The following is a 20,641-nucleotide window of genomic DNA, read 5'->3' as shown; positions in this document are numbered from 1 at the left end:
CGTGCCGATCACGACGCCGCCCACCGGCGCGGAGCCTTGCCCCGGTCAGACCACACTGCTGCGGTTCGCCCTCGCCGGCAGCGTGGACGACGGCAAGTCCACCCTCGCCGGGCGCCTGCTGTACGACTCCGCGAACGTCCTCGCCGACCAGCTGACGGCGATCGGCAGGCCTGCCGGTGCCACCGGCCCGGACCTGTCGCTGCTGACCGACGGGCTGAGGGCCGAGCGGGAGCAGGGCATCACCATCGACGTGGCGCACCGCTACTTCGCCACCCCCCGGCGCCGGTTCGCCATGGCCGACACCCCGGGGCATGTGCAGTACACCCGCAACACGGTCACCGGGGCGTCCACCGCCGACCTCATGGTGATCCTCGTCGACGTCCGCAACGGCGTCGTGGAGCAGACCCGCCGGCATGCCGCCGTGGCCGCGCTGCTACGGGTCCCGCACGTCGTCCTCGCCGTCAACAAGATGGACCTCGTGGACTACGGGCGGCGGGAGTTCACCGCGGTCTCGGCGGAGTTCACCGGCCTGGCGCGCGGGCTGGGCATCCCGGAGACGACCGCGATCCCGCTGTCGGCGCTCCTCGGCGACCAGGTCGTCACCCCCTCCGCGCGACTCTCCTGGTACGGCGGCCCCTCCTTGCTGCACCATCTGGAGACCGTGCCGCCGGCCGGCGAACCGGCGGGGGCGGGCGCCCGGTTCCCGGTCCAGTACGTCATCCGGCCGCGCACCGCCGCACACCCCGACTACCGGGGCTTCGCGGGCCGGATCGCCGCCGGCACGTTCCGCGTCGGCGACCGGGTGACCGTCCTGCCGTCCGGGTCCGCCACCACCATCAGCGGTATCGACGCCCTCGGCCTACCGGTGGACCGTGCCTCGGCTCCGCAGTCGGTCACCCTGCTGCTCGCCGACAGCGTCGACGTGGCGCGCGGCGACCTGATCGTGCCCGCGGGCCAGGAGCCGCCGCTCACCCGCACCGTCGAGGCCACCGTCTGCCATCTGCACGAACGCCCGCTGCGCCGGGGCGACCGGGTCCTGGTCAAGCACACCACGAGAACGGTGCGCGCCCTGGTCGCCGACATCCCCGCACGGCTCGGCCCGAGCCTGCTCGGCGAGGAGCCGGCCCCGGACCGGCTCGGTGCGGGCGGCCTCGGGCGCGTGGTGCTGCACACGGCCGAACCCCTCGCTCCGGACGCCTACCGGGACTCCCGGCGCACTGGCTCGTTACTGCTCATCGACCCCGACGACGGCAGTACGCTCGCCGCCTGCATGGCGGGCCCCGGGCCGGTGTACCGCACAGGCGCCGCCGGCACCCGCACAGCGCCGAACGACAAGAACAACAAGAACAACAAGAACGACAAGAACGACAAGAACGACAAGAACGACAAGGATGAGGATAGCCAGTGAGCGAGTGGAACCCGGCGAGTGGAACGGCCCCGGCCCCGCCCCCGGAAAGCGTCCGGCGACTCGGCGAGGACGTCAAGGGCCCCGTGTTCCTGCCGGACGAGCCCGGCTTCGCCGAGCACATCAGCGGCTTCGACCGGGCCGTCGAGCACCGGCCCGCGCTGGTCGTGGCCGTGGCGGACGCCGAGGACGTGGTGACCTCGGTCCGCTTCGCCCGCGACCACGCCATGGGCGTCGCCGTCCAGGCCACCGGGCACGGCGCCTGCCTGCCCGCCGACGACCACGCGGTTTTCCTGTCCACGCGTGCCATGAACGGGATCCGGGTGGACCCGGAGCGGCGCACCGCGCGACTGGAGGCCGGTGCGCTGTGGCAGGACGTCATCCCCCTCACCGCCGAGCACGGCCTCGCCCCGCTGAACGGCTCCGCCCCCTTCGTCGGTGCCGTCTCCTATGTGCTGGGCGGCGGCATCGGCGTCCTCTCCCGGCGCTACGGCTACGCGGCCGACCACGTCCGGCGCATCGAGGTGGTCACCGCCGACGGCGAACTCCGCTTCGCCGACCGGGAAGAGAACCCGGACCTGTTCTGGGCGCTGCGCGGCGGCAAGGGCAACTTCGGTGTGGTGACCGCGCTCGAGGTCGGGCTGGTGGAGGTCGCCCGGCTGTACGCCGGCGGTCTGTGGTACCCGGCCGAGTCGGTGCGGGACGCACTGCACCTGTACCGCACCTGGGTCGCCGGGATGCCGGAGGAGATGGCCTCGTCCTTCTTCATGCTGGACTGGCCGGACGTCGACGGCGTACCCGAGGAGCTGCGCGGACGCTTCGCCCTGCACCTGCGGCTGAGCTACCTCGGCGACCCCGCGGAGGGCGAGCGGCTGGTCCGGCCGCTGCGGGAGGTGGCGCCGATCCTGCTCGACACCGTCACCGACATTCCCTACACACAGGTCGGCACCATCCACAACGACCCCCCGGTCGCCGGCTCGTACCACATCAACAACTTCCAGCTCGGCACCCTGGACGAGGACACGGTCGAGACGATCCTGGGGCTGGTGGGACCCGGCACGAAGAGCGCGGTCAGCCTGGAGGTCCGCCACCTCGGCGGCGCCCTGGCCCGCCCGCCGCAGGTGCCCAACGCGGTCGCGCACTTCCCCGAGGCGCGGTTCCAGGTGTACTCGGCGGGAGTCCTCGGCATCGGCGAGGACGAGGCGGTGTACGAGGGCCACGACCGGGTCGTGGCGGCGTTTGCGCCGTGGGCCACCGGTACCCGCATGCTCAACTTCATGGCGGGCGTCGCCCACACCTCCCCCCCGTACGTGCGCGAGGCGTACGAGCCCGAGGCGTACGAGCGCCTGGTGGACCTGAAGACGGTCTGGGACGCGGGCAACATGTTCCGCTACAACCACAACATCCCACCGCGGGCGGCCGTTCAGTAGTGCCGCGTCAGGGGAGGTCCGCCTCGACGCGACGCCCGGCGCGGGGCACCGCGGTGCCCCGCGCCGCTCCGGGCACCGCTCGCTGGCGGACGAGCCCCGCCTGGCGCGGCACCAGGCCCTCACCGCCCGGCGCCACCGCGCGCCCCACTCTGCCGGCCGATCCCCCGACGAGCGATTGCGGAGATTCCCATGACTGAGCACGTCAAGACTCTGGACCAGGGCGTCAACCGGCAGATGGTGGAGCTGCTGCAAGGGGCCTGGCGGGCGCGGGCCGTCCACGTCGCCGCCGAACTGGGCATCCCCGACCTGCTGGCCGAGGGCGACCGGACCGTGGCCGACCTGGCCGAGCGCACCGGCACGCACGCACCGACCCTGGGCCGGCTGCTGCGCGTGCTGAGCACGTTCGGGGTGTTCCTGCGGCTGCCGGACGGGGAGACCTACGCCCAGACGCCGCTGTCGGCGGTGCTGATGGCCGAACCGGGCAGCCCGGAGTCGACCGACGCCCGGTTCATGGCGGCGAACTGGCACTGGGCCGCGTGGGGCGACCTGCTGCACACGGTGCGCACCGGCGAGTCGTCCTTCGAGAAGGCGAACGGGATCTCCTTCTGGGAGCTGACCAAGAGCGACCCGGACGCCAAGCGCCGGTTCAACGCGGCGATGAGCACCGTCTCTGAGGCGGAGAGCGCCGGAATAGCCCGCGCCTACGACTTCCCGGACGCGGGGCACGTGGTCGACGTCGCCGGCGGGCTCGGCAGTCTGCTGGCCGCGATCCTCACCGAGCATCGCACGGTCCGCGGCACGGTCCTGGAGCGGCCGGAGATCGTGCCGCTGGCCGAGGAACTCCTCGCGAAGGCGGGCGTCGACGGGCGGTACGAGACGGTCGCCGGGGACTTCTTCGAGGAGATACCGGCGGGCGCGGACCTGTACACGATCAAGCGCGCGCTGCACGACTGGGACGACGACACCATCGTGCGCATCCTGGCCCGGATCCGGACGTCCATGCGCCCCGGCGTACCGCTGCTGATCATGGAGAGCATGGTGGACGGGAACTCCGACCAGGAGGCACTGTTCCGGGGGCTGCTGCTGACGGTGCTGGTCGGCGGCCAGGACCGGCCCGAGTCGGACTACCGGCGACTGGCCGAGCGGGCGGGCCTCAGGGTGCGGCGGAGCATCCCGGTCGGCGGTGACCTGCGGATCCTGGAGACGGTCCGGGCCTGAGCGCCCGGGTGGGGGAGCCCCGCGCCCGTCCCCGCGACCCTGCGGGGCTTGCCCGTTCAGCGGCGGGCCGTCCCCCGTGCGCCCCGGACCGGCCCCGGCCGCCGGCGGCGCGCCGGGTCGGCGAGCAGCCGGCGGACGGCGTGGTTGTCGGCGGGGTTGAGGTCGCTGCCGGGCGGCACGATCCCGTCGATCCGGTCGAGGATCCCGTCGTCCAGGACTCTCCCGGCACCGGCCAGCAGGTCGGTGAGCTGGTCCGCGGTCCGGGGCCCGATGATCACTGAGGTCACGGCCGGGTGCGCCTGGACGAAGCCCAGGGCGAGATGGGTGAGCGGCATCCCGGCCTCGGCCGCAAGTTCCCGCAGCCGGCTCACCGCCCGCGCCTTGGCCGCGTTCGCCGGCACGGTGAGGTCGAACCGCTGCGGTTCCAGGACCGTACGGCCCTTCCCCGGCGTGGCGTCGCGCGCGGAGAGCCAGCCCGCGCTCAGCGGACCCCAGGCGAGGACGCCCATGCCGTGCCGCTGCGCGGTCGGCAGCACGTGCATCTCCACACTCCGGCTGAGGAGGGAGTACGCGGGCTGCTCGGAGCGGAAGTGCACGTGTCCACGGCGCTCGGCGGTCCAGCGGGCCTCGACCAGCTGGTCGGCGGGGAAGTTGGAGGTGCCGATCGCCCGGACCTTGCCCGCCCGCACCAGGTCCGACAGCGCGGAGAGCGTCTCGTCGATGTCGGTGTCGGGATCCACTCCGTGGACCTGGTAGAGGTCGATGCGGTCGGTGCCGAGCCGGCGCAGGCTGTCCTCGACGGCCCGCATGATCCAACGGCGGGAGTTTCCCCGGTGGTTCGGGTCCCGGCCCATGGGGCCGTGGAACTTGGTGGCGAGCACCACGTCGTCGCGCCGGCCCCTGAGCGCTTCTCCGACGATCTCCTCGGTGCCGCCCTCACCGTAGATGTCGGCGGTGTCGACCAGGTTGATCCCGGCATCGAGGGCCATGCCGATGACCGTGTGCGCCGCCCGCCGGTCGGGGCTGCCCCAGGAACCGAACATCATGGTGCCCAGGGCCAGTTCGCTCACCGACATCCCGGTTCCACCGAGGATGCGTCGCTCCATGCGTCCTTCGCCTCCGGTCGTCCCGACTGCTGATCAGGTCCTGCTCGCTACAGCCGCCCGGTTCGGGGCATGCCGGCGAGTGTGCGGGCCACCTCGGCCTCCGGTACGTCCTGCACCAGTTCCGCACCGCCCGGCCCGTCGAGCACGAACCCCAGGCCGCGCGTCGCCTTCTTGTCGAGCCGCATCAGCGGGATCAGGGCCGCGTCGTCGACATCGGCAGGCAGCGCGCCGGGCAGCCCGTAGGAGCGTACGACCTCCTCGTGCTCCGCGACCCGGTCGGGCCCGATCCGCCCGAGGGTACCGGCGAGGCGTCCCGCGAACACGGTACCGATCGCCACGCACTCACCGTGCCGCAACGCGTAGCCGGTGGCGCGTTCCAGGGCATGGCCCAGTGTGTGGCCGTAGTTGAGCGTGTGCCGCAGGCCCTCGTCGCGTTCGTCCGCGGCCACCACGGAGGCCTTCAGCCGTACGCTCGCGGCGATCTGCTCGGCGACCGGCAGCCCGCGCAGTTCGCCGGCGCCGATGAAGTGGCAGCGGGCGATCTCGCCGTAGCCGTTGCGCCACTCGCGCTCCGGCAGGGTCCGCAGATAGCCGGTGTCACAGAGCACCGCGGCGGGTTGCCAGTAGGCGCCGACGAGGTTCTTGCCCTGGGCGAGGTTCACCGCCGTCTTGCCGCCGACGCTCGCGTCGACCTGGGCGAGCAGGGTGGTGGGCATATGGATCACGGGAACGCCTCGGTGGTACAGGGCGGCCGCGAGGCCCACCGTGTCGGTGGTGGTCCCGCCGCCGCAGGAGACCACGACATCGGTGCGGGTGAGCCCGAAGTCGGCGAACGCGCCGCACAGCCGCTCCACCGCGGCCGGTGTCTTGTTCTCCTCGCCGTCGGGCAGCGGCAGCCGCAGGGCCGGAACGCCCGGATCGGGCGCCTCGACGGGAGGCGGGGCGGTGACGACGGCGGCCCGGCGCGCCCCGAGGTCCCGGACGATCCCGGCCAGCAGGGTGCGGGCTCCGGGGCCGATATGCACGGCGTAGGAGCGCGCCCCCAGTGACACGTCGATGCGCCGCACCTCAGCTGCATGCCGTGTACGCGTCATGTGCTCTTTATAGCGCGCGCCGTCCGCCCCGCGCGAGAGCGCCTCCAGGCACCGCCGACCCTGCTCACAGGATGCCGGTCCGGCCCGCGGCCCAGTGGACCTGGGTCTTCACCGCGTAGCGCGGCCAGGCCCGCTCACCGCACAGATGGCGCACCACGGCCCGGCAGGTCGCCGCCTCACCCGCGACATAGGCGATGCCCGGCTCGGGCGGCAACTGCAACCGCCGCACGGCCGCCAGCAGCACCCTCGACCCCACGGGGGAGGCGCGGCCCCGGTGCACCCAGGGAAGGCGGTGCGGACCGTGCGGAGCTGAGAACTCACCGTCCGGCCCGGCCGTCTCCAGCACGCCGCAGACCGCCGCCTCTGCGGGCAGCGCGGCCAGCATGGCCAGCAGCGGCACGGCGCCGGTCTCCTCGCCGATGAAGACGTGGTAGCGAGCCCGGGGCTCCAGCGTGATCCGATTGCGCGGCACACCCACCCGGGTCCGATCCCCCATCACCGCGGACCCCGCCCACCGGCTGCCCGGACCCCCCGGCCGGTGCAGCGCGATCCGCAGCGCCAGGGTGGCGCGCGACGGACTGTGCGTCCACACCGAGTACGTGCGCAGACGCGGCGCTCCGTCCCCGTCCGGCACCTCAAGCGGCAGGTGCGCGCCCGGTCTGCCGCGCAGGACCGCGAGCGCGGGCCCCGTGAGGACCAGCTCCCGCATACCCGGGGTGACGTCGCGCACCGCGGCGACCCTCACCTCCAGCATCCGGGCGTCAGGGAACCGCCGGCCCTGCCCCGCGCCGCGCCGCGGCACGTCAGAGACACCCACCCGCTCCGCCTCCTCGGCCTCCTCGGCCAGTCGGACCTCCGCCGCCGTTCAGTATGCCCGGGCACGGGGCCCCGCGCGCCCGGGCACCGGGCCCCGTTGATCCCCTGGCGGCTCACGGTTAGGGTTCCCGGGATTCGGGACGCACCGGGGCCTGGCCAAGGATGTCGGAGGGTTCGGTATGACATCGGAACAGCGGCTCATCACCGGAAGTACCAGGTTGTTCGCCGTGATCGGCGATCCGGTCGAGCAGGTGCAGGCACCCTCGATGATGAACGCGCTGTTCGCCCGGCACGGCATCGACGCCGTACTGGTGCCGGCGCACGCCACACCAGCACGACTCGCCACCGTGGTCCGGGGGCTGCAGAGCACCGGAAACGTCGACGGGCTCCTTGTCACCGTGCCGCACAAGAGAGCCGCCCTGGACCTGGCCGACGTGGTGGCTCCCGCGGCGGCGCTCAGCAACGGCGCGAACGCGATGCGCCGTGCCCCGGACGGCCGGTGGGAGGCCGGCAACTTCGATGGCGAGGGCTTCGTGCGGGGGTTGCGCGCGGCCGGACACGAACCGGCGGGCAGGCACGTCTGGCTCGTCGGCGCGGGCGGGGCGGGGAGCGCCATCGCCGTCTCCCTGCTGTCGGCCGGTGCCGAACTCACGATCACCGACCTCGACGGGCACCGGGCGCACACGCTCACCGAACGGCTCTCACCGCATTTCCGGGGCCGCCTGCACCGTGCCGCAGGCCCCGTGGCGGCGGATCTGGCGGTGAACGCCACTCCCCTGGGCATGCGCCCCGAGGATCCGCTGCCCTTCGATCCCGCGCTCCTTCCCCGCAGCACGGTGGTGGTCGACATCGTCATGAAGCCCCGGCGCACCGCACTGCTGCGCACAGCGGAGAGGCACGGCCTCCTGGTGCACTACGGCGCCGCGATGCTGGCGCACCAACTCGAGCTGTACCTGGACTTCTTCGGCCTCGGGGGACCGCGCGCCTGACCGGAGCACCGGGATACCGCGCCAGGACTCCCGGCACCGGGGGTCCTGGCCACCACCTGCCCGCCGTCGGCGGGCAGGGGCGGCGCTCCGCCGGTCTCGTCTGCGGGCGTCAGACGCGGAGCTCCGGCGGGAAGCCGGTCCAGCGGAGTTCGGCGGGGAGGTGGCCGGTGTCGTTGAAGAGCAGAACCCCCGGGGGGCGGCCGGGTGCGTAGCGGATGACGGTCAGGGCCGCGTTGGCGTGGTTGATGCCCAGCCACCGCCACTTCGGCGCTTCGAGGGCGGCCCGGACGAGCCAGCCGACCAGGAAGTTGTGGGTGACGACGAGTTCGTGGCGCGGTTGGTCTCCGGCGACGGGTCCGGTGAACTCCTCAAGTGCCGCCGCCGCGAGCCCGGGGCCCGGCGCTTGCCTTCGAGTCGTCGGCCTGGTCGTCGTTCATTGCTGCCGTCCAACACGACGGTTTCCGCATCGTGTGACCTTGCCCCGCCTCTGATTGACCGGCCCCCGCCACCGGACGGCGGGGGGCGTCGTCATGAGGCCGCACGCGCGCTTGCCTGTCGCCTTCCGGCGCTAGTGGCGAGGGGTAGCCAAGACGGATTGGCGACGTCGCAGCGCGGATCGATCGGATGCTCGACACGACACGTCGGCGAGGAAGTGGATGCTCGCCCCCTCGCACCTTCTCGCACGGATCGATCCAGGTACGGCTACTCATGCGGCGCGCCCTACCGGCGCCTACGGTCACCAGCATGTTCCAGAGCCGACCAGGTAGAGCCGTGGCCTCCGAAAAGTCCGTCCCGTCCGCCGTCACGGGGATCGCGGCGGTGGTGATCCTGCTGGCCGTCGCCGCGGTGGCGGGGAACTTCGCATGGAATGCCGCAGGGAACGGTGCACCGTATCCCTCGGCCGACCCCGACGCGGTCGCGCAACGGCTCACGGCTCGCTCCGACGAGGTGTACGACGGCTTCGCCCTGCAGGAGAAGCACGCCGCGGGCCCGGGCAGAGTCGTCACCGGCGCCTGCTACTCCCGCGGGCTGAGGGGCATCGCCCATATCGACGAGGCACGGAGCGACGTCCGGAGCTTCGGGCTCGACTGGAGCGTGCCCGACGTCCCCGAAGCCACCGCCCGCGAGGCGCAGCAGCGCGTACGCGGGCAACTGGTCCGGCAGGGGTGGAGGCTCACCCACGAAGGCGACCGTGCCGTCACGGGCTACCGCCAGCTGGGCTTTCGATTCGAGGACCCGGCCGACGGCTACCAGGTCGACGTGCGGTGGAACGAATCGACGACGACGCTGTTCGTCAGCGTCTACGCCCCCTGTGCGCAGGTTCCCACCGGGTTCGTGGAGCACGGGTGGCCCGAGGCCGACTGGCGCCCGACAGCGTGACCCGCCGGGCCGGGAGCGGCCCCGCCCGCTTCCGAGGACGGGGCAGCGGTGCGCCGCGCGGCCGCATCCGAGGGGCCGAGCGGCTCGGTTCCCCGGCCTGATCGCTTTGCCGGCGCCGGGTGGGGCGCACGGGTCACAGGTACTTCCCGTACTCGTCGAGCACCCGCAGCACCTCCTCCTCCCCCGCCGACGGGAGTTGGAGGACGGCCTCCTCGCAGCCCAGTTCGGCGTAGCGGGCGAGCTTGCCCTCCGAGGGGAGGACGGCATACGGGACGATCCGGAGGGCGCCCGGGTCGCGGCCCGCCCGCTGCCAGGTGGCACGCAGGACGGGGACGGACTCGGTGAGGCCCCGGCCGCCGATCGGCAGCCAGCCGTCGGCATAGTCGGCGATGTGGGAGAACAGCCGCGGGCCGGCCGCGCCGCCGACGAGGGTGCGGGGCGCGGGGCCGCTCGCCGGCTTCGGGTGGGCGTAGGAGGCGCGGACGGATCCGAAGTCACCGTCGTACGCGGTGGGTTCGGCGGCCCACAGGGCGCGCATCAGATGCATGCGGTCGCGGACGAGGTCGCGCCGGGTCGACCACTGCACGCCGTGGTCCGCCGCCTCCTCCCTGTTCCAGCCGAAGCCGACGCCGAGGGTGAACCGGCCGCCGCTGAGGTGGTCGAGGGTGGCGATCTGCTTGGCGAGGGCGATGGGGTCGTGCTGGGCGACCAGCGTGATGCCGGTGCCGAGACCGAGGACGGTGGTGACCGCCGCGGCCTGCGCGAGGGCGGCGAACGGGTCGAGCGTGCGGCCGTACTCGGGCGGCAGGTCGCCGCCCGCCGGATACGGGGAGGTCCGCTCGGCCGGGATATGGGTGTGCTCGGGCAGGTAGAGCCCCGCGAAGCCGCGTTCCTCCAGTTCCCGCGCCAGCCGTACCGGGGTGATCGTCTCGTCCGTCAGGAAGATCGTGGTCGAGATCCGCACAGCGGCTCCTCCGCCTCGTCGGCCGTGGGGTGCTTGGCGGGGACACGCTACGCGCTGCGGCGCGGGTTTCCGAGAGGGCGGGCGGACGTGGGGGCGGCGGTCGGGCGCGGGAGTTCGGCAGGGGCGACGAGGACGACGCGGACCTCAGCAGGCGCCGGCTGTTCGTGACGGGAGCCGCCGCCGCGCTTACGTTGGGCGGTGTGAGCTTCGCCGAGCCAGCGGACGCAGCGGACGCAGCGGACGGGCACACCACCCGGGTCGTGCGCGGCATCCTGCCGCCCGGCTCCCCCGACTTCGTGTATCTGCCGGTCGAGGTGCCGCGCGGGGTGGCCGAGATCCGGGTGTCGTACACCTACGGCAGGCCGCAGGTCCCGGCCGGAACGCAGGGGAACGCCCTCGACATCGGGATCTTCGACGAGCGGGGCACCGCGCTCGGCGGCGAGGGCTTCCGCGGCTGGTCGGGCGGGGCGCGCGGCGAGTTCTTCATCCGGGGCGACGAGGCGACGCCCGGCTACCTCCCCGGGCCGGTCCGGGCGGGCACCTGGCACATCGTGCTCGGCCCGTACACGATCGCGCCGCAGGGCCTCGCGTACACCGTGGCCGTCACGCTCGTCCGCGGCAGGCCCGCGCCGACGCCGGAGCCGGTGTATCCGCCGGAGCGGGCGCAGGGCCGGGGCCGTGCCTGGTACCGGGGCGACTGCCATCTGCACTCCTGGTACTCGGACGGGCGCCGCACCCCCGGTGAGATCGCGGCGCTCGCCCGCGCCGCCGGGCTGGACTTCGTCAACAGCAGCGAGCACAACACACACGCGGCGCACGGGGCGTGGGCGGACGCCGCCGGTGACGACCTGCTGGTACTCCTCGGCGAGGAGGTCACCACCCGCAACGGCCATGTGGTGGCGGTCGGCACCGACCCGGGGACGTTCGTCGACTGGCGCTACCGGGCCCGGGACAACCGTTTCGGCCGCTACGCCCGGGCGATCCGCCGGGCCGGGGGCCTCGTCGTGCCCGCCCATCCGCACGCTACCTGCATCGGCTGCGGCTGGAGGTTCGGCTTCGTCGACGCGGACGCGGTGGAGGTGTGGAACGGGCCCTACACCCCGGACGACGAGGTGTCCCTGGCGGACTGGGACAGCACCCTGGCCGCCTCCGTCCGCTCGGGCGGCCGCTGGATTCCCGCTCTGGGCAGCAGCGACGCGCACCGGGATCCGGACGCGGTGGGCACCCCGCAGACGGTGGTACTCGCCGACGACCTGACGCGCGAGGCGGTCCTGGACGGGCTGCGCGCGGGCCGCTCCTACGTGGCGGAGTCGTCCGCCGTGTCGCTGTCGTTCGCCGCGTACGGGGGCCGGGGCAGGCGTGCCGGCATCGGCGAGCGGCTCCGGGTCGGCCAGGGCACCCCGGTGACGGTCCGGCTGGAGGTCGCCGGCGCCCCGGGGCGAACCGTCCGGATCGTCACCGACCAGGGGGTGCTGCACACCGCGGCGCTCCCGGCTGAGGGCAGGGGCACGGTGGAGTGGCGTACGACGGCGGCGCACGCGGCGTACGTCCGCGCGGAGGTGCGGCACCCGGCGGCCGTACCGGTGCCGGGCCTCCCCGGGCCGCTGGCGGCGTTCACCAACCCGGTGTTCCTGGGGCACCCGGCGTAGGCCGGCCGGGTGCCGCCGGGTACTGCGGGCGCCGCCGGGCGCCGTCGCATGGGTGGTCCCGGGCGGTTCCGGGCCTCAGGAGCCCCTCTTGTGCAGGACCCGAGCGGCCGGGCCCGAGCCGCCGGCCTGTCGGCCCCGGGGCCTCAGCCGCCGGCGAACGGCCCCTGCCCCGGCCCCGCCCCGGCCCCGAACAGCGGCCCCGAACAGCGGGCCCGGGCCGGGGTGCGGGCGGGAGTCCGGGCTGGAGTCCGGGCACAGGCGGGGTCCGGACCGCCGCGGCTGCCGGATCAGATCCGCAGACGGCGGCGGTGGCCGATCCCACCCGCCCCGGGCACCGGCTCAGGCGACCCAGGTGCGCGTCGTCCCCACTACCGCGGAGCCGTCCAGGTCCTTCAGCTTCATACCGGTGAAGTCGCGCGCCCACTCGGACGTCTGGATCCGGAACGGTGCGTCATCCGCCGTCAGCGCCTCCAGTACGGCCGCGGCCGCCTCGTCCTGGGTCTGGGCGCCGTTCATGAACTGGGCGACCGTGCGGTTGACATAGGCGTCGAGGGCCGGGGCGTACGGGCCCGCCGCCGCCATCTCCGCTTCCAGGTCGAGCCCGACGTTGTTGACGAACTCGGTTGCCACGGCCCCCGGTTCCACGACCGACACGCCCACGCCGACGGAGGCGGCCACCGGCGCCAGGCTCTCCATGTAGCCCTCGACGGCGAACTTGGCCGCGCAGTAGGCCTCGTTGAAGGGCTGGCCGACGACCCCGCCGACACTGGTGACGGTGATCAGGCGCCCCCCGGTCGCGCGCAGATGGGGAAGGGCGGCCTTGGAGACGTTGAGGACGCCGAAGAAGTTGACCTCCATGACCTTGCGGACATCGGCGACGGTGCCGTTCTCCAAGGTTCCCAGGTGCCCCGCCCCCGCGTTGTTGATCACTGCGTCGAGCCGTCCGTGGTCGGCGACCACTCCGTCGACCGCGGCGGCGACGGAGGCCTCGTCGACGACGTCGAGCTGCCGGATGTCGAGTTCGACCCCGGCCTCACCGGCGGCCTTGCGCAGGGCGTCGGCGCGCCGCGGGTCGCGGAGGGTCGCGACGGTGTGCCAGCCGGCCCGGGCGGCGGCGACCGCGGCGGCGAGGCCGATGCCGGAGGAGGTGCCGGTGATCAGGACGACCTTGGTGGTGGCGGTGGAGGGCATGAGGGGTTCCTTCGGGTCGGGAACGGGGAGTCACACAGGAGCAATGCTTGTGTGTGCACACACCTTAAACATTGTGTGCACACGCACGCAAGTCGGTATGATCGAAGGCATGGCGACCAGGAAGCTCCCCCCGGCGGAGATGTCCGAGGCCGATCACGCCTTCTACGGCCTGGTCTGGGCCGGGACCGTACTCACCGAACGCGTCGACCGCGCGCTGACCAAGGCCCACGACCTGCCCGTCTCCTGGTTCGAGGTGATGCTCTGGCTCGCCAGCAGCGACGGGCCCGTCTCCGCCTCCGTACTGGGCAACAGCACCATGCTCAGCCGCAGCCAGGTCTCCCGCGTGCTGGACGCGCTGCAGGCCCGCGGACTGGTCTCGCGCACCCCGTCGGCCAGGGACGCCCGATCCGTCGAGGTCGCGCTCACCGCTGAGGGGCGCACGGTGTTCGAGGAAGCGGACGCGACCCGGCGCGCCTGCCTGGCCCCGGTCTTCACCGACGTCCTGGAGCAGGAGGACATGGCGGCGCTGAGCGCGGTCTGGCGCAAGCTCAAGGCCCACAAGGACGCCTGATCGGGACGACGCCCGCCGCGGGCGCGCGGCCCCGCGATTCGGGGGCCCCGCGATTCGGGGGCCCGGCGACCCGGCGACCGGCGACTCTGCGATTCGGCGGCCCGGAGATCCAGGGCATTCAGGAAATCCAGGGCGGCCGGGGCGGCCGGAAGTCCGGGGTGCGACGGCCCGGCACCTCCCGGGAGTCACCCGGCCGTCCGGCGCTACGTGCGAGGAGCGCGGCCGAGGGGTATGCCTGAGTGTGACCGACGACGTGACGCGTGTGACCGACGACGTCACGCGTGTTGCCGATGTCTTCGCGCGTACCACCGATGTTCTTCCGCACGGGCCACCGTCCGGCACCCCGCCGGAGCCCGGCGACACACCAGGAGGCAGGATGCCGCAGTCCGCCAGCTCTTCCGCCGCTTCCGGAACGACACCGCGGCACCGCATGGTGGACACCCCGGGCGGGCGCATCCACCTGGTGGAACAGGGCGCCGGGCCGCTGGTCCTGATGGTTCACGGGTTCCCCGAGTCCTGGTACTCCTGGCGGCACCAGCTCCCGGTGATCGCCGCGGCCGGCTACCACGCGGTCGCGATCGACGTCCGGGGCTATGGGCGGTCGTCCAAACCCGCCGCGCGGGAGGCGTACGGGATGCTCGGGCACGTCGCCGACAACGTCGCGGTGGTGAAGGCCCTCGGCGCGGAGTCGGCGGTGGTGGTGGGGCACGACTGGGGCTCCCCCATCGCCGCGAACACCGCCCTGCTGCGCCCGGATCTCTTCACCGCCGTGGCACTGCTCAGCGTGCCCTACTCCCCCCGGGGCGCGGCCCGCCCCACCGACTCCCTCGCGGGGAGCGGCGGGGAAGACGAGTTCTACATCCACTACTTCCAGCAGCCAGGCAGGGCGGAGGCCGAGATCGAGCCGGACGTCAGGTCCTGGCTGGCGGGGTTCTACGCCGGGGCCTCGGGCGACGCGGAGCCGTCCGCCGAGGGCCCCCGCTCCTTCGTCTCGCCGGGGGGAAAGCTCTCCGACCGGTTCCCCCGCGGCCCGCTGCCCTCCTGGCTGAGCGAGGAGGACCTGGACTTCTACGCGGGCGAGTTCGAGCGCGGCGGGATGACCGGGCCGCTCAACCGCTACCGCAACATGGACCGGGACTGGGCGGATCTCGCGGCCTGGGACGGAGCCCCGATCACCCAGCCGTCCCTGTTCATCGGCGGGGAGCACGACGGGCCCACCGTGTGGATGGCGGACGCCATCAAGGCCTACCCGGCCACGCTTCCCCGCCTGGTGTCCTGCCACATCCTGGAGGGCTGCGGCCACTGGGTGCAGCAGGAACGGCCGGAGGAGGTCGGCAGGCTGCTGGTCGACTGGCTGCGGGCACTTCCGGGCGGGCCCGGGCGGCCCTGACCCCGCGCCCGAACGGTCACGGGCTGCCTGCCACCTGCCACCTGCTCCGAGCGGCCCCACCGCCGGCCCCGGACGCCCCCGCCCCCGCCACAGCTCCGGCCTCGGCTGCGGGTCCGGGTCCGGGTCCGGCCGGCGGCCCGGGACCGGCCCCCTTCCGGCTGCCCCGGCTTCCTACTTCCGACTGCCGGCTGCCGACTGCCGGCTGCCGGCCGAACGGCCCGACCCCGCTGCCGGGCCGTTCGCGTGGGCCGCGCAACCGTCAGTCCCGAACCACCGGTGACGGGGTGCCGGGCGACAAGGCAGCCCGCCCGCTCACCCGCCCGGCCACACGATCGCCTGCAACTCGCTGTACGCGTGCAGCGCGTAGGAGCCCACGTCCCGCCCCACCCCGCTCTTCTTGAAGCCGCCGAACGGCGCCTCCATGTTCCGGCCGACCGTGTTGACGCCGACCCCGCCGGCCCGCAGCCGCCGCGCCACCCGGAACGCCCGGGCCACATCACCCGACCAGACGTAGTCGATCAGCCCGTAGTCGCTGTCGTTGGCCAGCTCCACCCCCTCCGCCTCGTCGTCGAACGGCACCACGACCACCACGGGGCCGAAGATCTCCTCCCGGACGACGCGCATACCGCTGCCGCAGTCCGCGAGGAGCGCCGGGGCGACGTAGAAGCCGCGCGCCGCGTCGGGCCGCTCCCCGCCGATCACCAGGCGCGCGCCCTCCTTCCTCCCCAGTTCGATGTACGACTCGACGCGTTCCCGGTGGGCGGCGGAGATCACCGGCCCGACCGCGGTGTCCCGGTCCGCCGGGTCCCCGACCTTCAGCCGGCCCGCGAACGCGGCGAGCCGCTCGACCAGCCGGTCGTAGACGCCGCGCTGGGCAAGCACCCGGGTCGGCGCGGTGCAGATCTGGCCGCTGTAGAAGGCGAACGTCGTACCGATGCCCAGCACCGCGGAGTCGAGGTCGGCGTCGTCGAAGACCAGCGCGGCTCCCTTGCCGCCCAGCTCCATCAGCTGCCGTTTGACGCTCCGCCCGCACACCTCGCCGATGCGCTGGCCGACGGCCGTGGAACCGGTGAAGCTGACCATGTCGACATCGGGCGAGTCCACGGCCGCCTCCCCCACCTCCGCACGGGAACCGCCCACCACGTTGACGACCCCCGGTGGGGCGCCGGCCTCCGCGAGAGCCTCCGCCATCCGGTACACCGAGAGCGGGTCCTGCGGGGCGGGCTTCACCACGACCGTGTTGCCCATCGCCAGGGCCGGGGCGACCTTGCCCGCCGGGTTCGCCCAGGGGTTGTTGTACGAGGTGATGCAGGTGACCACCCCCACCGGGCGGCGTGCTGCGAGCGCGCCGAAGACGCCCGCCCGCCCCGTCGGCCCGGCAGCCTCGACGACCTGCGGCGGCAGACCCCGCTCGACCGGCTCCAGCGCGCCCCTCGCGTATCTGCGGAACCGGGACACCCCGACCCCGACCTGCATGGCACGCGCCGTGCCCGTGGTGGCGCCGGTCTCGGCCCGGGCGAGCTCCGCGTACGCCTCGAACTCGCGCCGGATCACGTCGGCGGCCCGGTCCAGGACAGCCGCCCGCTCCTCGGGGGCGGTGCGCGACCACGCCTCGAAGGCGTCCCGAGCCTCCGCGGCCGCCTCGTACACCTGGTCCCGGCTCGCCTCGGGGGCGAGGCCGACGACCTCCTCACTGGCCGGGTTCACCACCTCGTAGTGGCCGCGGTCCGGCTCGACCCACTCGCCGCCGATGAACAGCCGCTGCGCGGGAAGCCGCCGGGACGCGGCGGACCGCGGGTGTGCGGCGGGCGGCGGGTGTGCGGGGGATCGCGGCGGATTTCCGGACCGCTGCGGCGCGGCGGGCCCTTGCGTCACTTCGTGCTCACCGTCCCGGTGTCGCGGCCCGAGCGCAGCACCCGGCCCGGTACGGCGCCGGTCACCCGGTCCTCGCGGATGACCTCGACCCCGTTGACCCGCACGGACACCACGCCCTCCGCGCGGGAGTCGAGGCGGGGGCTCCCGCCGGGCAGGTCGTGGACCAGGGTCGCCGGCCCCGCGTCGATCCGCTCCGGGTCGAAGAGGACCAGGTCCGCGTGGTGGCCCTCGGCGACCCGGCCCCGCCCGCGCAGCCCGAACAGCCGCGCCGGTTCGTCGGTCAGCATCCGCACCGCCTCCTCAAGGTCCGCCAGCTTCCGGCCGCGCAGGCAGTCGCCGAGGAACCGCGTGGTGTACGGCGCCCCGCACATCCGGTCCAGGTGCGCGCCCGCATCGGAGCCGCCGAGCAGGACGTCCTCGTGCCGCCAGGTCTCCGCCCGCAGCGCCCAGCTGGCCGGGTCGTTGTCGCCGGGCATCGGCCACAGGACGGTGCGCAGGGAGTCGTTGGCGCAGATCTCCACCAGGCACCGGAAGGCGTCCTGGCCGCGCTCCGCGGCGATGTCGCGCACGACACGTCCGGTGAGTCCGTCGTTCGCCGCCGAGTAGGTGTCGCCGATGACGTACCGGTCGAAGTCGGCGAGCCTGCGGAAGACGCCCGCCTCCCGGGACCGGGCGCGGCGCAGCATCCCGGCGCGGACGTCCGGGTCGCGGAGCCTCGCGATCCGCTCCGGGAGGGGAAGGCCCAGGATCTCGCCCCAGCCGGGGATGAGGTTGAGGGCGCAGAAGGTGCCCAGGGACATGTTCATCGGCGTGAGGATGGGCATGGTGAGGGCGACGACCCTGCCACCGGCCCGGCGGGCCCGTTCGCTCGGCACGAGCTGGCGGGGGACCCGATCGGGGACGGCCGCGTCGACGGTGAGCACGTTCCAGTTGAGCGGCCGGCCCGCGGCGGCGCTCATCTCGACGAGCAGGTCGATCTCCGCCTCGGCGAACCGGTCGAGGCAGCCGGCGACGATGGCCTCCAGCTGGGTTCCCTCGTGCTCGCCGACGGCACGGGCGAGCGCGAGGAGTTCGGCGGGCTCCGCGTGCCGGGAGGCCACCGGGGCGCCGTCGCCGTCGGTGTGGGTGGACGACTGGGTGGTGGACAGTCCCCAGGCACCGGCGTCCATGGCGTCCCGCAGGAGCGCGGTCATCCGGCGGAGCTGCTCCCCGGTGGGCCGACCGCCCGTCGCGGACGGGCCCATGGCATGGCGGCGCAGGGCGCAGTGGCCCACCATGAAGCCGGCGTTGACGGCGATCCGGCCTTCGAGCGCGTCCAGGTACTCCCCGAAGGTGCGCCAGTCCCACGGCGCCCCCTCTTCGAGTGCGACCAGGGACATGCCCTCGACCTTCGACATCATCCGCCGCGTGTAGTCGGCGTCCTCGGGACGGTCGGGGCTCAGCGGCGCGAGGGTGAACCCGCAGTTGCCTCCGACGACCGTGGTCACGCCGTGGTTCAGCGACGGGGTGGCATACGGGTCCCAGAACAGCTGGGCGTCGTAGTGCGTGTGCGGGTCGACGAAGCCGGGGGCCAGGACCAGCCCGGCCGCGTTCTCGGTGGTCCGGGCCTCCTCGGTGACGGTGCCGGGGCCGGCGATCACGGCGACACGGCCGTCGCGAATGCCGACGTCGGCGCTTCGGGCGGGGGCGCCGGTGCCGTCGACGAGGGTCGCGCGCGTGATGAGGTGGTCGAGCATGGTCGTCCCTTTCGCGTGCGGGGCGCCGGGGTTGCGCCGGATGGAAGGGCGGACGGAGGCGGGGCGAGGGCGCAGAGGGGAAGGGCGCAGAGGGAGGAAAGCGGATCGGGGACGGGGAGGACCGGAGACGGGGAGAACCGGAGACGGGGAGGAGGAGCGGTATGGAGTCCGGTGTGGCCCGGTCGGGGGTGTGGCGGCCGGCCGCGGCCGTGCGACCCTCCGACCGGGCCGGATGCGGGAGGCGGCCCGGGATGCCACCGCCCGCGGCCCTTTGGTACGCGGAACCGCACCTCTCCTCAGGGCGGACTCGACCCGCCGCCGGAAGCGGAACGCGCACCCCCGGTCGCGGTCCGACCGTCCGGCCCCCGTCCGGCGGGGTCCCGCCCGTGCGGGAAGTGCCGGGAAGCCGGGCGGGATGAGCGGGCGGCGCCCGACTCGTACCCGGCACGGGACCCGGAGTGTGGCGCGTGGCGTGAGGAGGCGGAAAGCGGCGGGAAGAGGCGGGGAGCGGCGGCCCGGAGAGAGCCGGATCGGCCCAGCATCGGCCCCGGGCCGGAAACCCCGGCCGGCCACCCGGCGGGGAGAACGCCGCCCGGGCCTCAGACCCCTCTCACGCGGCCTCGCGGAAGCGCGTCGTGCGGTGGACCGGATCCGTGTCGATCTTCGGGATGACGTGTTCGCCGACCAGCCGGATGGTCCGGAGGGTGTCCTCCTTGGAGATCCCGATCGGCAGCCCGAAGGAGAGCTGGTCCGCGCCCGCCTGCTCCCACCGCTTGCACTGCGCCAGCACCTCGTCGGGGTCCCCGCAGATCAGCAGTTCCTCCTGGATGAGGAGTTCGATGAGCTCCTCGTCGTACTCCGGCAGGGTCTCGGGCCAGACCGGGAAGCCCTCGGGCCGCGGGAAGGTGTCGTGGTAGCGGAAGACCAGGGACTGCAGGTAGTGCAGACCGCCGGCCGCCGCGGTGCGCACCGCCTCCGCGTGGGTCGGGGCGCAGACGGCGGTGGACGTCACCATCACGTTGTCGTTGACGTAGTCGCCGATGGGGTCGGCCTCGCGGATCGCGGTCTTGTACTGCTCGAGCACCCACTCCATGTCGGAGACCTTCTGGACGCTGAAGCCCAGCACGCCGAGTCCCTTGCGGGCCGCCATGGCGTAGGAGGGCGGGGATCCGGCGGCGTACCACATGGGCGGATGGGACTTCCCGTAGGGCTTGGGCAGGACCTTGCGCGGGGGCAGGGACCAGTGCTTCCCCTGGAAGCCCTGGTACTCCTCCTGCAGCCACATCTTGGGGAACTCGGCGATGGTCTCCTCCCAGATCTCCCTGGTGTGGTTCATGTCGGTGATGCCCGGGAGGAAGCCGAGGATCTCGTGCGAGCCGGCGCCGCGCCCGGAGCCGAACTCATGCCGTCCCTCGCTGAGATGGTCGAGCATGGCGACCTTCTCGGCGACCTTGACAGGGTGGTTGACCTGCGCCAGCGGGTTGAAGATGCCCGCGCCGAGGTGGATCCGCTCGGTGGCGTGGGCCAGATAGCCGAGGAAGACGTCGTTGGCGGAGAGGTGCGAGTACTCCTCGAGGAAGTGGTGCTCCGAGGCCCAGGCGTACTTGAAGCCCGACCGGTCGGCCTCGATGACGTACTCGGTCTCCTCCATGAGCGCCCGGTGCTCGGCGAGCGGGTCGGTCTCCGCGCGCCTGCCGACGTATCCCTGAACAAAGAGCCCGAATTCCACGGGGCCTCACCGTCCCGTCCTGCCTATTCCTGACGCACCGTCAGATCTGTTGGGACCGACTGTTCCACCGCCCGTCCCGGGCGTCAAGGGAGGCGACG

The 20,641-nt window shown here is 73.6% G+C and carries 16 protein-coding genes and 1 pseudogene; 8 read left to right on the top strand and 9 right to left on the bottom strand.

The genetic code is table 11. The features are described from left to right. Positions 1-7: 7 nt before the first annotated feature. The 3 genes from SCWH03_RS21365 to SCWH03_RS21355 all read left to right on the top strand — a co-directional run bounded on the left by SCWH03_RS21365 (position 8) and on the right by SCWH03_RS21355 (position 4,053). Positions 8-1,408, top strand: a complete 1,401-nt coding sequence (locus SCWH03_RS21365; protein WP_371872742.1) for a sulfate adenylyltransferase subunit 1 — start codon at positions 8-10, stop codon at positions 1,406-1,408. Next, entirely contained in the window at positions 1,405-2,835 is a 1,431-nt protein-coding gene (locus tag SCWH03_RS21360) for an FAD-binding oxidoreductase (protein ID WP_173265913.1), read from the top strand. The genes SCWH03_RS21365 and SCWH03_RS21360 overlap by 4 nt, the downstream gene beginning before the upstream one ends. 189 nt (positions 2,836-3,024) lie before the next feature. After that, the gene (locus tag SCWH03_RS21355) at positions 3,025-4,053 is read left to right on the top strand and encodes a methyltransferase (protein ID WP_173265912.1); all 1,029 of its coding nucleotides are present in this window, start codon (positions 3,025-3,027) and stop codon (positions 4,051-4,053) included. 56 nt (positions 4,054-4,109) lie between these two features. Here SCWH03_RS21355 and SCWH03_RS21350 read toward each other — a convergent pair whose 3' ends face one another. The 3 genes from SCWH03_RS21350 to SCWH03_RS21340 all read right to left on the bottom strand — a co-directional run bounded on the left by SCWH03_RS21350 (position 4,110) and on the right by SCWH03_RS21340 (position 7,070). Further along, positions 4,110-5,159, bottom strand: a complete 1,050-nt coding sequence (locus tag SCWH03_RS21350) for an aldo/keto reductase (protein ID WP_173265911.1) — start codon at positions 5,157-5,159, stop codon at positions 4,110-4,112. A 47-nt stretch (positions 5,160-5,206) separates the two neighbouring features. After that, positions 5,207-6,253, bottom strand: a complete 1,047-nt coding sequence (locus tag SCWH03_RS21345) for a 3-dehydroquinate synthase family protein (protein WP_173265910.1) — start codon at positions 6,251-6,253, stop codon at positions 5,207-5,209. Positions 6,254-6,317: 64 nt separating this feature from the next. After that, positions 6,318-7,070 carry a siderophore-interacting protein gene (locus tag SCWH03_RS21340; RefSeq protein WP_173265909.1) on the bottom strand — a complete coding sequence of 251 codons (753 nt, stop codon included), beginning with the start codon at positions 7,068-7,070 and terminating at the stop codon, positions 6,318-6,320. A 178-nt stretch (positions 7,071-7,248) separates the two neighbouring features. On the opposite strand from SCWH03_RS21340, the gene SCWH03_RS21335 reads away from it, so the two are divergent. Further along, on the top strand, positions 7,249-8,058 hold the full coding sequence (locus SCWH03_RS21335; RefSeq protein ID WP_173265908.1) for a shikimate dehydrogenase family protein: 810 nt from the start codon (positions 7,249-7,251) through the stop codon (positions 8,056-8,058). 109 nt (positions 8,059-8,167) lie between these two features. Here SCWH03_RS21335 and SCWH03_RS21330 read toward each other — a convergent pair. Next, positions 8,168-8,458 (bottom strand): annotated as a pseudogene (locus SCWH03_RS21330) (histidine phosphatase family protein); the annotation flags it as partial. Between the two features lie 371 nt (positions 8,459-8,829). Here SCWH03_RS21330 and SCWH03_RS21325 point away from each other — a divergent pair. Next, complete coding sequence (locus tag SCWH03_RS21325) at positions 8,830-9,438, top strand: hypothetical protein (protein ID WP_173265907.1); 609 nt, start codon at positions 8,830-8,832, stop codon at positions 9,436-9,438. A gap of 133 nt (positions 9,439-9,571) precedes the next feature. Here the strand turns inward: SCWH03_RS21325 and SCWH03_RS21320 are convergent, their stop codons facing one another. After that, entirely contained in the window at positions 9,572-10,402 is an 831-nt protein-coding gene (locus tag SCWH03_RS21320) for a TIGR03619 family F420-dependent LLM class oxidoreductase (RefSeq protein WP_173265906.1), read from the bottom strand. A 164-nt stretch (positions 10,403-10,566) separates the two neighbouring features. On the opposite strand from SCWH03_RS21320, the gene SCWH03_RS21315 reads away from it, so the two are divergent. After that, positions 10,567-12,051: a CehA/McbA family metallohydrolase gene (locus tag SCWH03_RS21315; RefSeq protein ID WP_371872738.1), complete on the top strand. Its 1,485-nt coding sequence runs from the start codon at positions 10,567-10,569 to the stop codon at positions 12,049-12,051. Between the two features lie 339 nt (positions 12,052-12,390). Here SCWH03_RS21315 and SCWH03_RS21310 read toward each other — a convergent pair whose 3' ends face one another. Then, positions 12,391-13,242, bottom strand: a complete 852-nt coding sequence (locus SCWH03_RS21310) for an SDR family NAD(P)-dependent oxidoreductase (protein ID WP_173265905.1) — start codon at positions 13,240-13,242, stop codon at positions 12,391-12,393. 109 nt (positions 13,243-13,351) lie between these two features. Here SCWH03_RS21310 and SCWH03_RS21305 point away from each other — a divergent pair, with 109 nt between their 5' ends. Both SCWH03_RS21305 and SCWH03_RS21300 read left to right on the top strand, forming a co-directional pair. Then, positions 13,352-13,813, top strand: a complete 462-nt coding sequence (locus tag SCWH03_RS21305) for a MarR family winged helix-turn-helix transcriptional regulator (protein WP_173265904.1) — start codon at positions 13,352-13,354, stop codon at positions 13,811-13,813. A 376-nt stretch (positions 13,814-14,189) separates the two neighbouring features. Beyond that, a complete protein-coding gene (locus SCWH03_RS21300; RefSeq protein WP_173265903.1) occupies positions 14,190-15,203 on the top strand; it encodes an alpha/beta fold hydrolase in 1,014 nt (337 codons plus the stop codon). Positions 15,204-15,515: 312 nt separating this feature from the next. Here the strand turns inward: SCWH03_RS21300 and SCWH03_RS21295 are convergent, their stop codons facing one another. The 3 genes from SCWH03_RS21295 to SCWH03_RS21285 all read right to left on the bottom strand — a co-directional run bounded on the left by SCWH03_RS21295 (position 15,516) and on the right by SCWH03_RS21285 (position 20,543). Then, positions 15,516-16,961: an aldehyde dehydrogenase family protein gene (locus tag SCWH03_RS21295; protein WP_173265982.1), complete on the bottom strand. Its 1,446-nt coding sequence runs from the start codon at positions 16,959-16,961 to the stop codon at positions 15,516-15,518. Between the two features lie 113 nt (positions 16,962-17,074). Next, positions 17,075-18,814: an N-acyl-D-amino-acid deacylase family protein gene (locus SCWH03_RS21290; RefSeq protein WP_173265902.1), complete on the bottom strand. Its 1,740-nt coding sequence runs from the start codon at positions 18,812-18,814 to the stop codon at positions 17,075-17,077. 610 nt (positions 18,815-19,424) lie between these two features. After that, complete coding sequence (locus tag SCWH03_RS21285; protein ID WP_173265901.1) at positions 19,425-20,543, bottom strand: LLM class flavin-dependent oxidoreductase; 1,119 nt, start codon at positions 20,541-20,543, stop codon at positions 19,425-19,427. Between the last annotated feature and the right edge of the window lie 98 nt (positions 20,544-20,641).

The sequence above is a fragment of the Streptomyces pacificus genome (assembly GCF_011766325.1).
In the GTDB taxonomy this organism is placed as follows: domain Bacteria; phylum Actinomycetota; class Actinomycetes; order Streptomycetales; family Streptomycetaceae; genus Streptomyces; species Streptomyces pacificus.
Note: the sequence above shows the minus strand (reverse complement) of the source record. Positions and strands in the feature narration are given on the sequence as shown.

Excerpts from the sequence above, each read along its gene's own strand:
- SCWH03_RS21335 (WP_173265908.1), top strand. The coding sequence starts at position 7,249 with ATGACATCGGAACAGCGGCTCATCACCGGAAGTACCAGGTTGTTCGCC.
- SCWH03_RS21355 (WP_173265912.1), top strand. The coding sequence starts at position 3,025 with ATGACTGAGCACGTCAAGACTCTGGACCAGGGCGTCAACCGGCAGATG.
- SCWH03_RS21310 (WP_173265905.1), bottom strand. The coding sequence starts at position 13,242 with ATGCCCTCCACCGCCACCACCAAGGTCGTCCTGATCACCGGCACCTCC.
- SCWH03_RS21300 (WP_173265903.1), top strand. The coding sequence starts at position 14,190 with ATGCCGCAGTCCGCCAGCTCTTCCGCCGCTTCCGGAACGACACCGCGG.
- SCWH03_RS21345 (WP_173265910.1), bottom strand. The coding sequence starts at position 6,253 with ATGACGCGTACACGGCATGCAGCTGAGGTGCGGCGCATCGACGTGTCA.
- SCWH03_RS21350 (WP_173265911.1), bottom strand. The coding sequence starts at position 5,159 with ATGGAGCGACGCATCCTCGGTGGAACCGGGATGTCGGTGAGCGAACTG.
- SCWH03_RS21290 (WP_173265902.1), bottom strand. The coding sequence starts at position 18,814 with ATGCTCGACCACCTCATCACGCGCGCGACCCTCGTCGACGGCACCGGC.
- SCWH03_RS21305 (WP_173265904.1), top strand. The coding sequence starts at position 13,352 with ATGGCGACCAGGAAGCTCCCCCCGGCGGAGATGTCCGAGGCCGATCAC.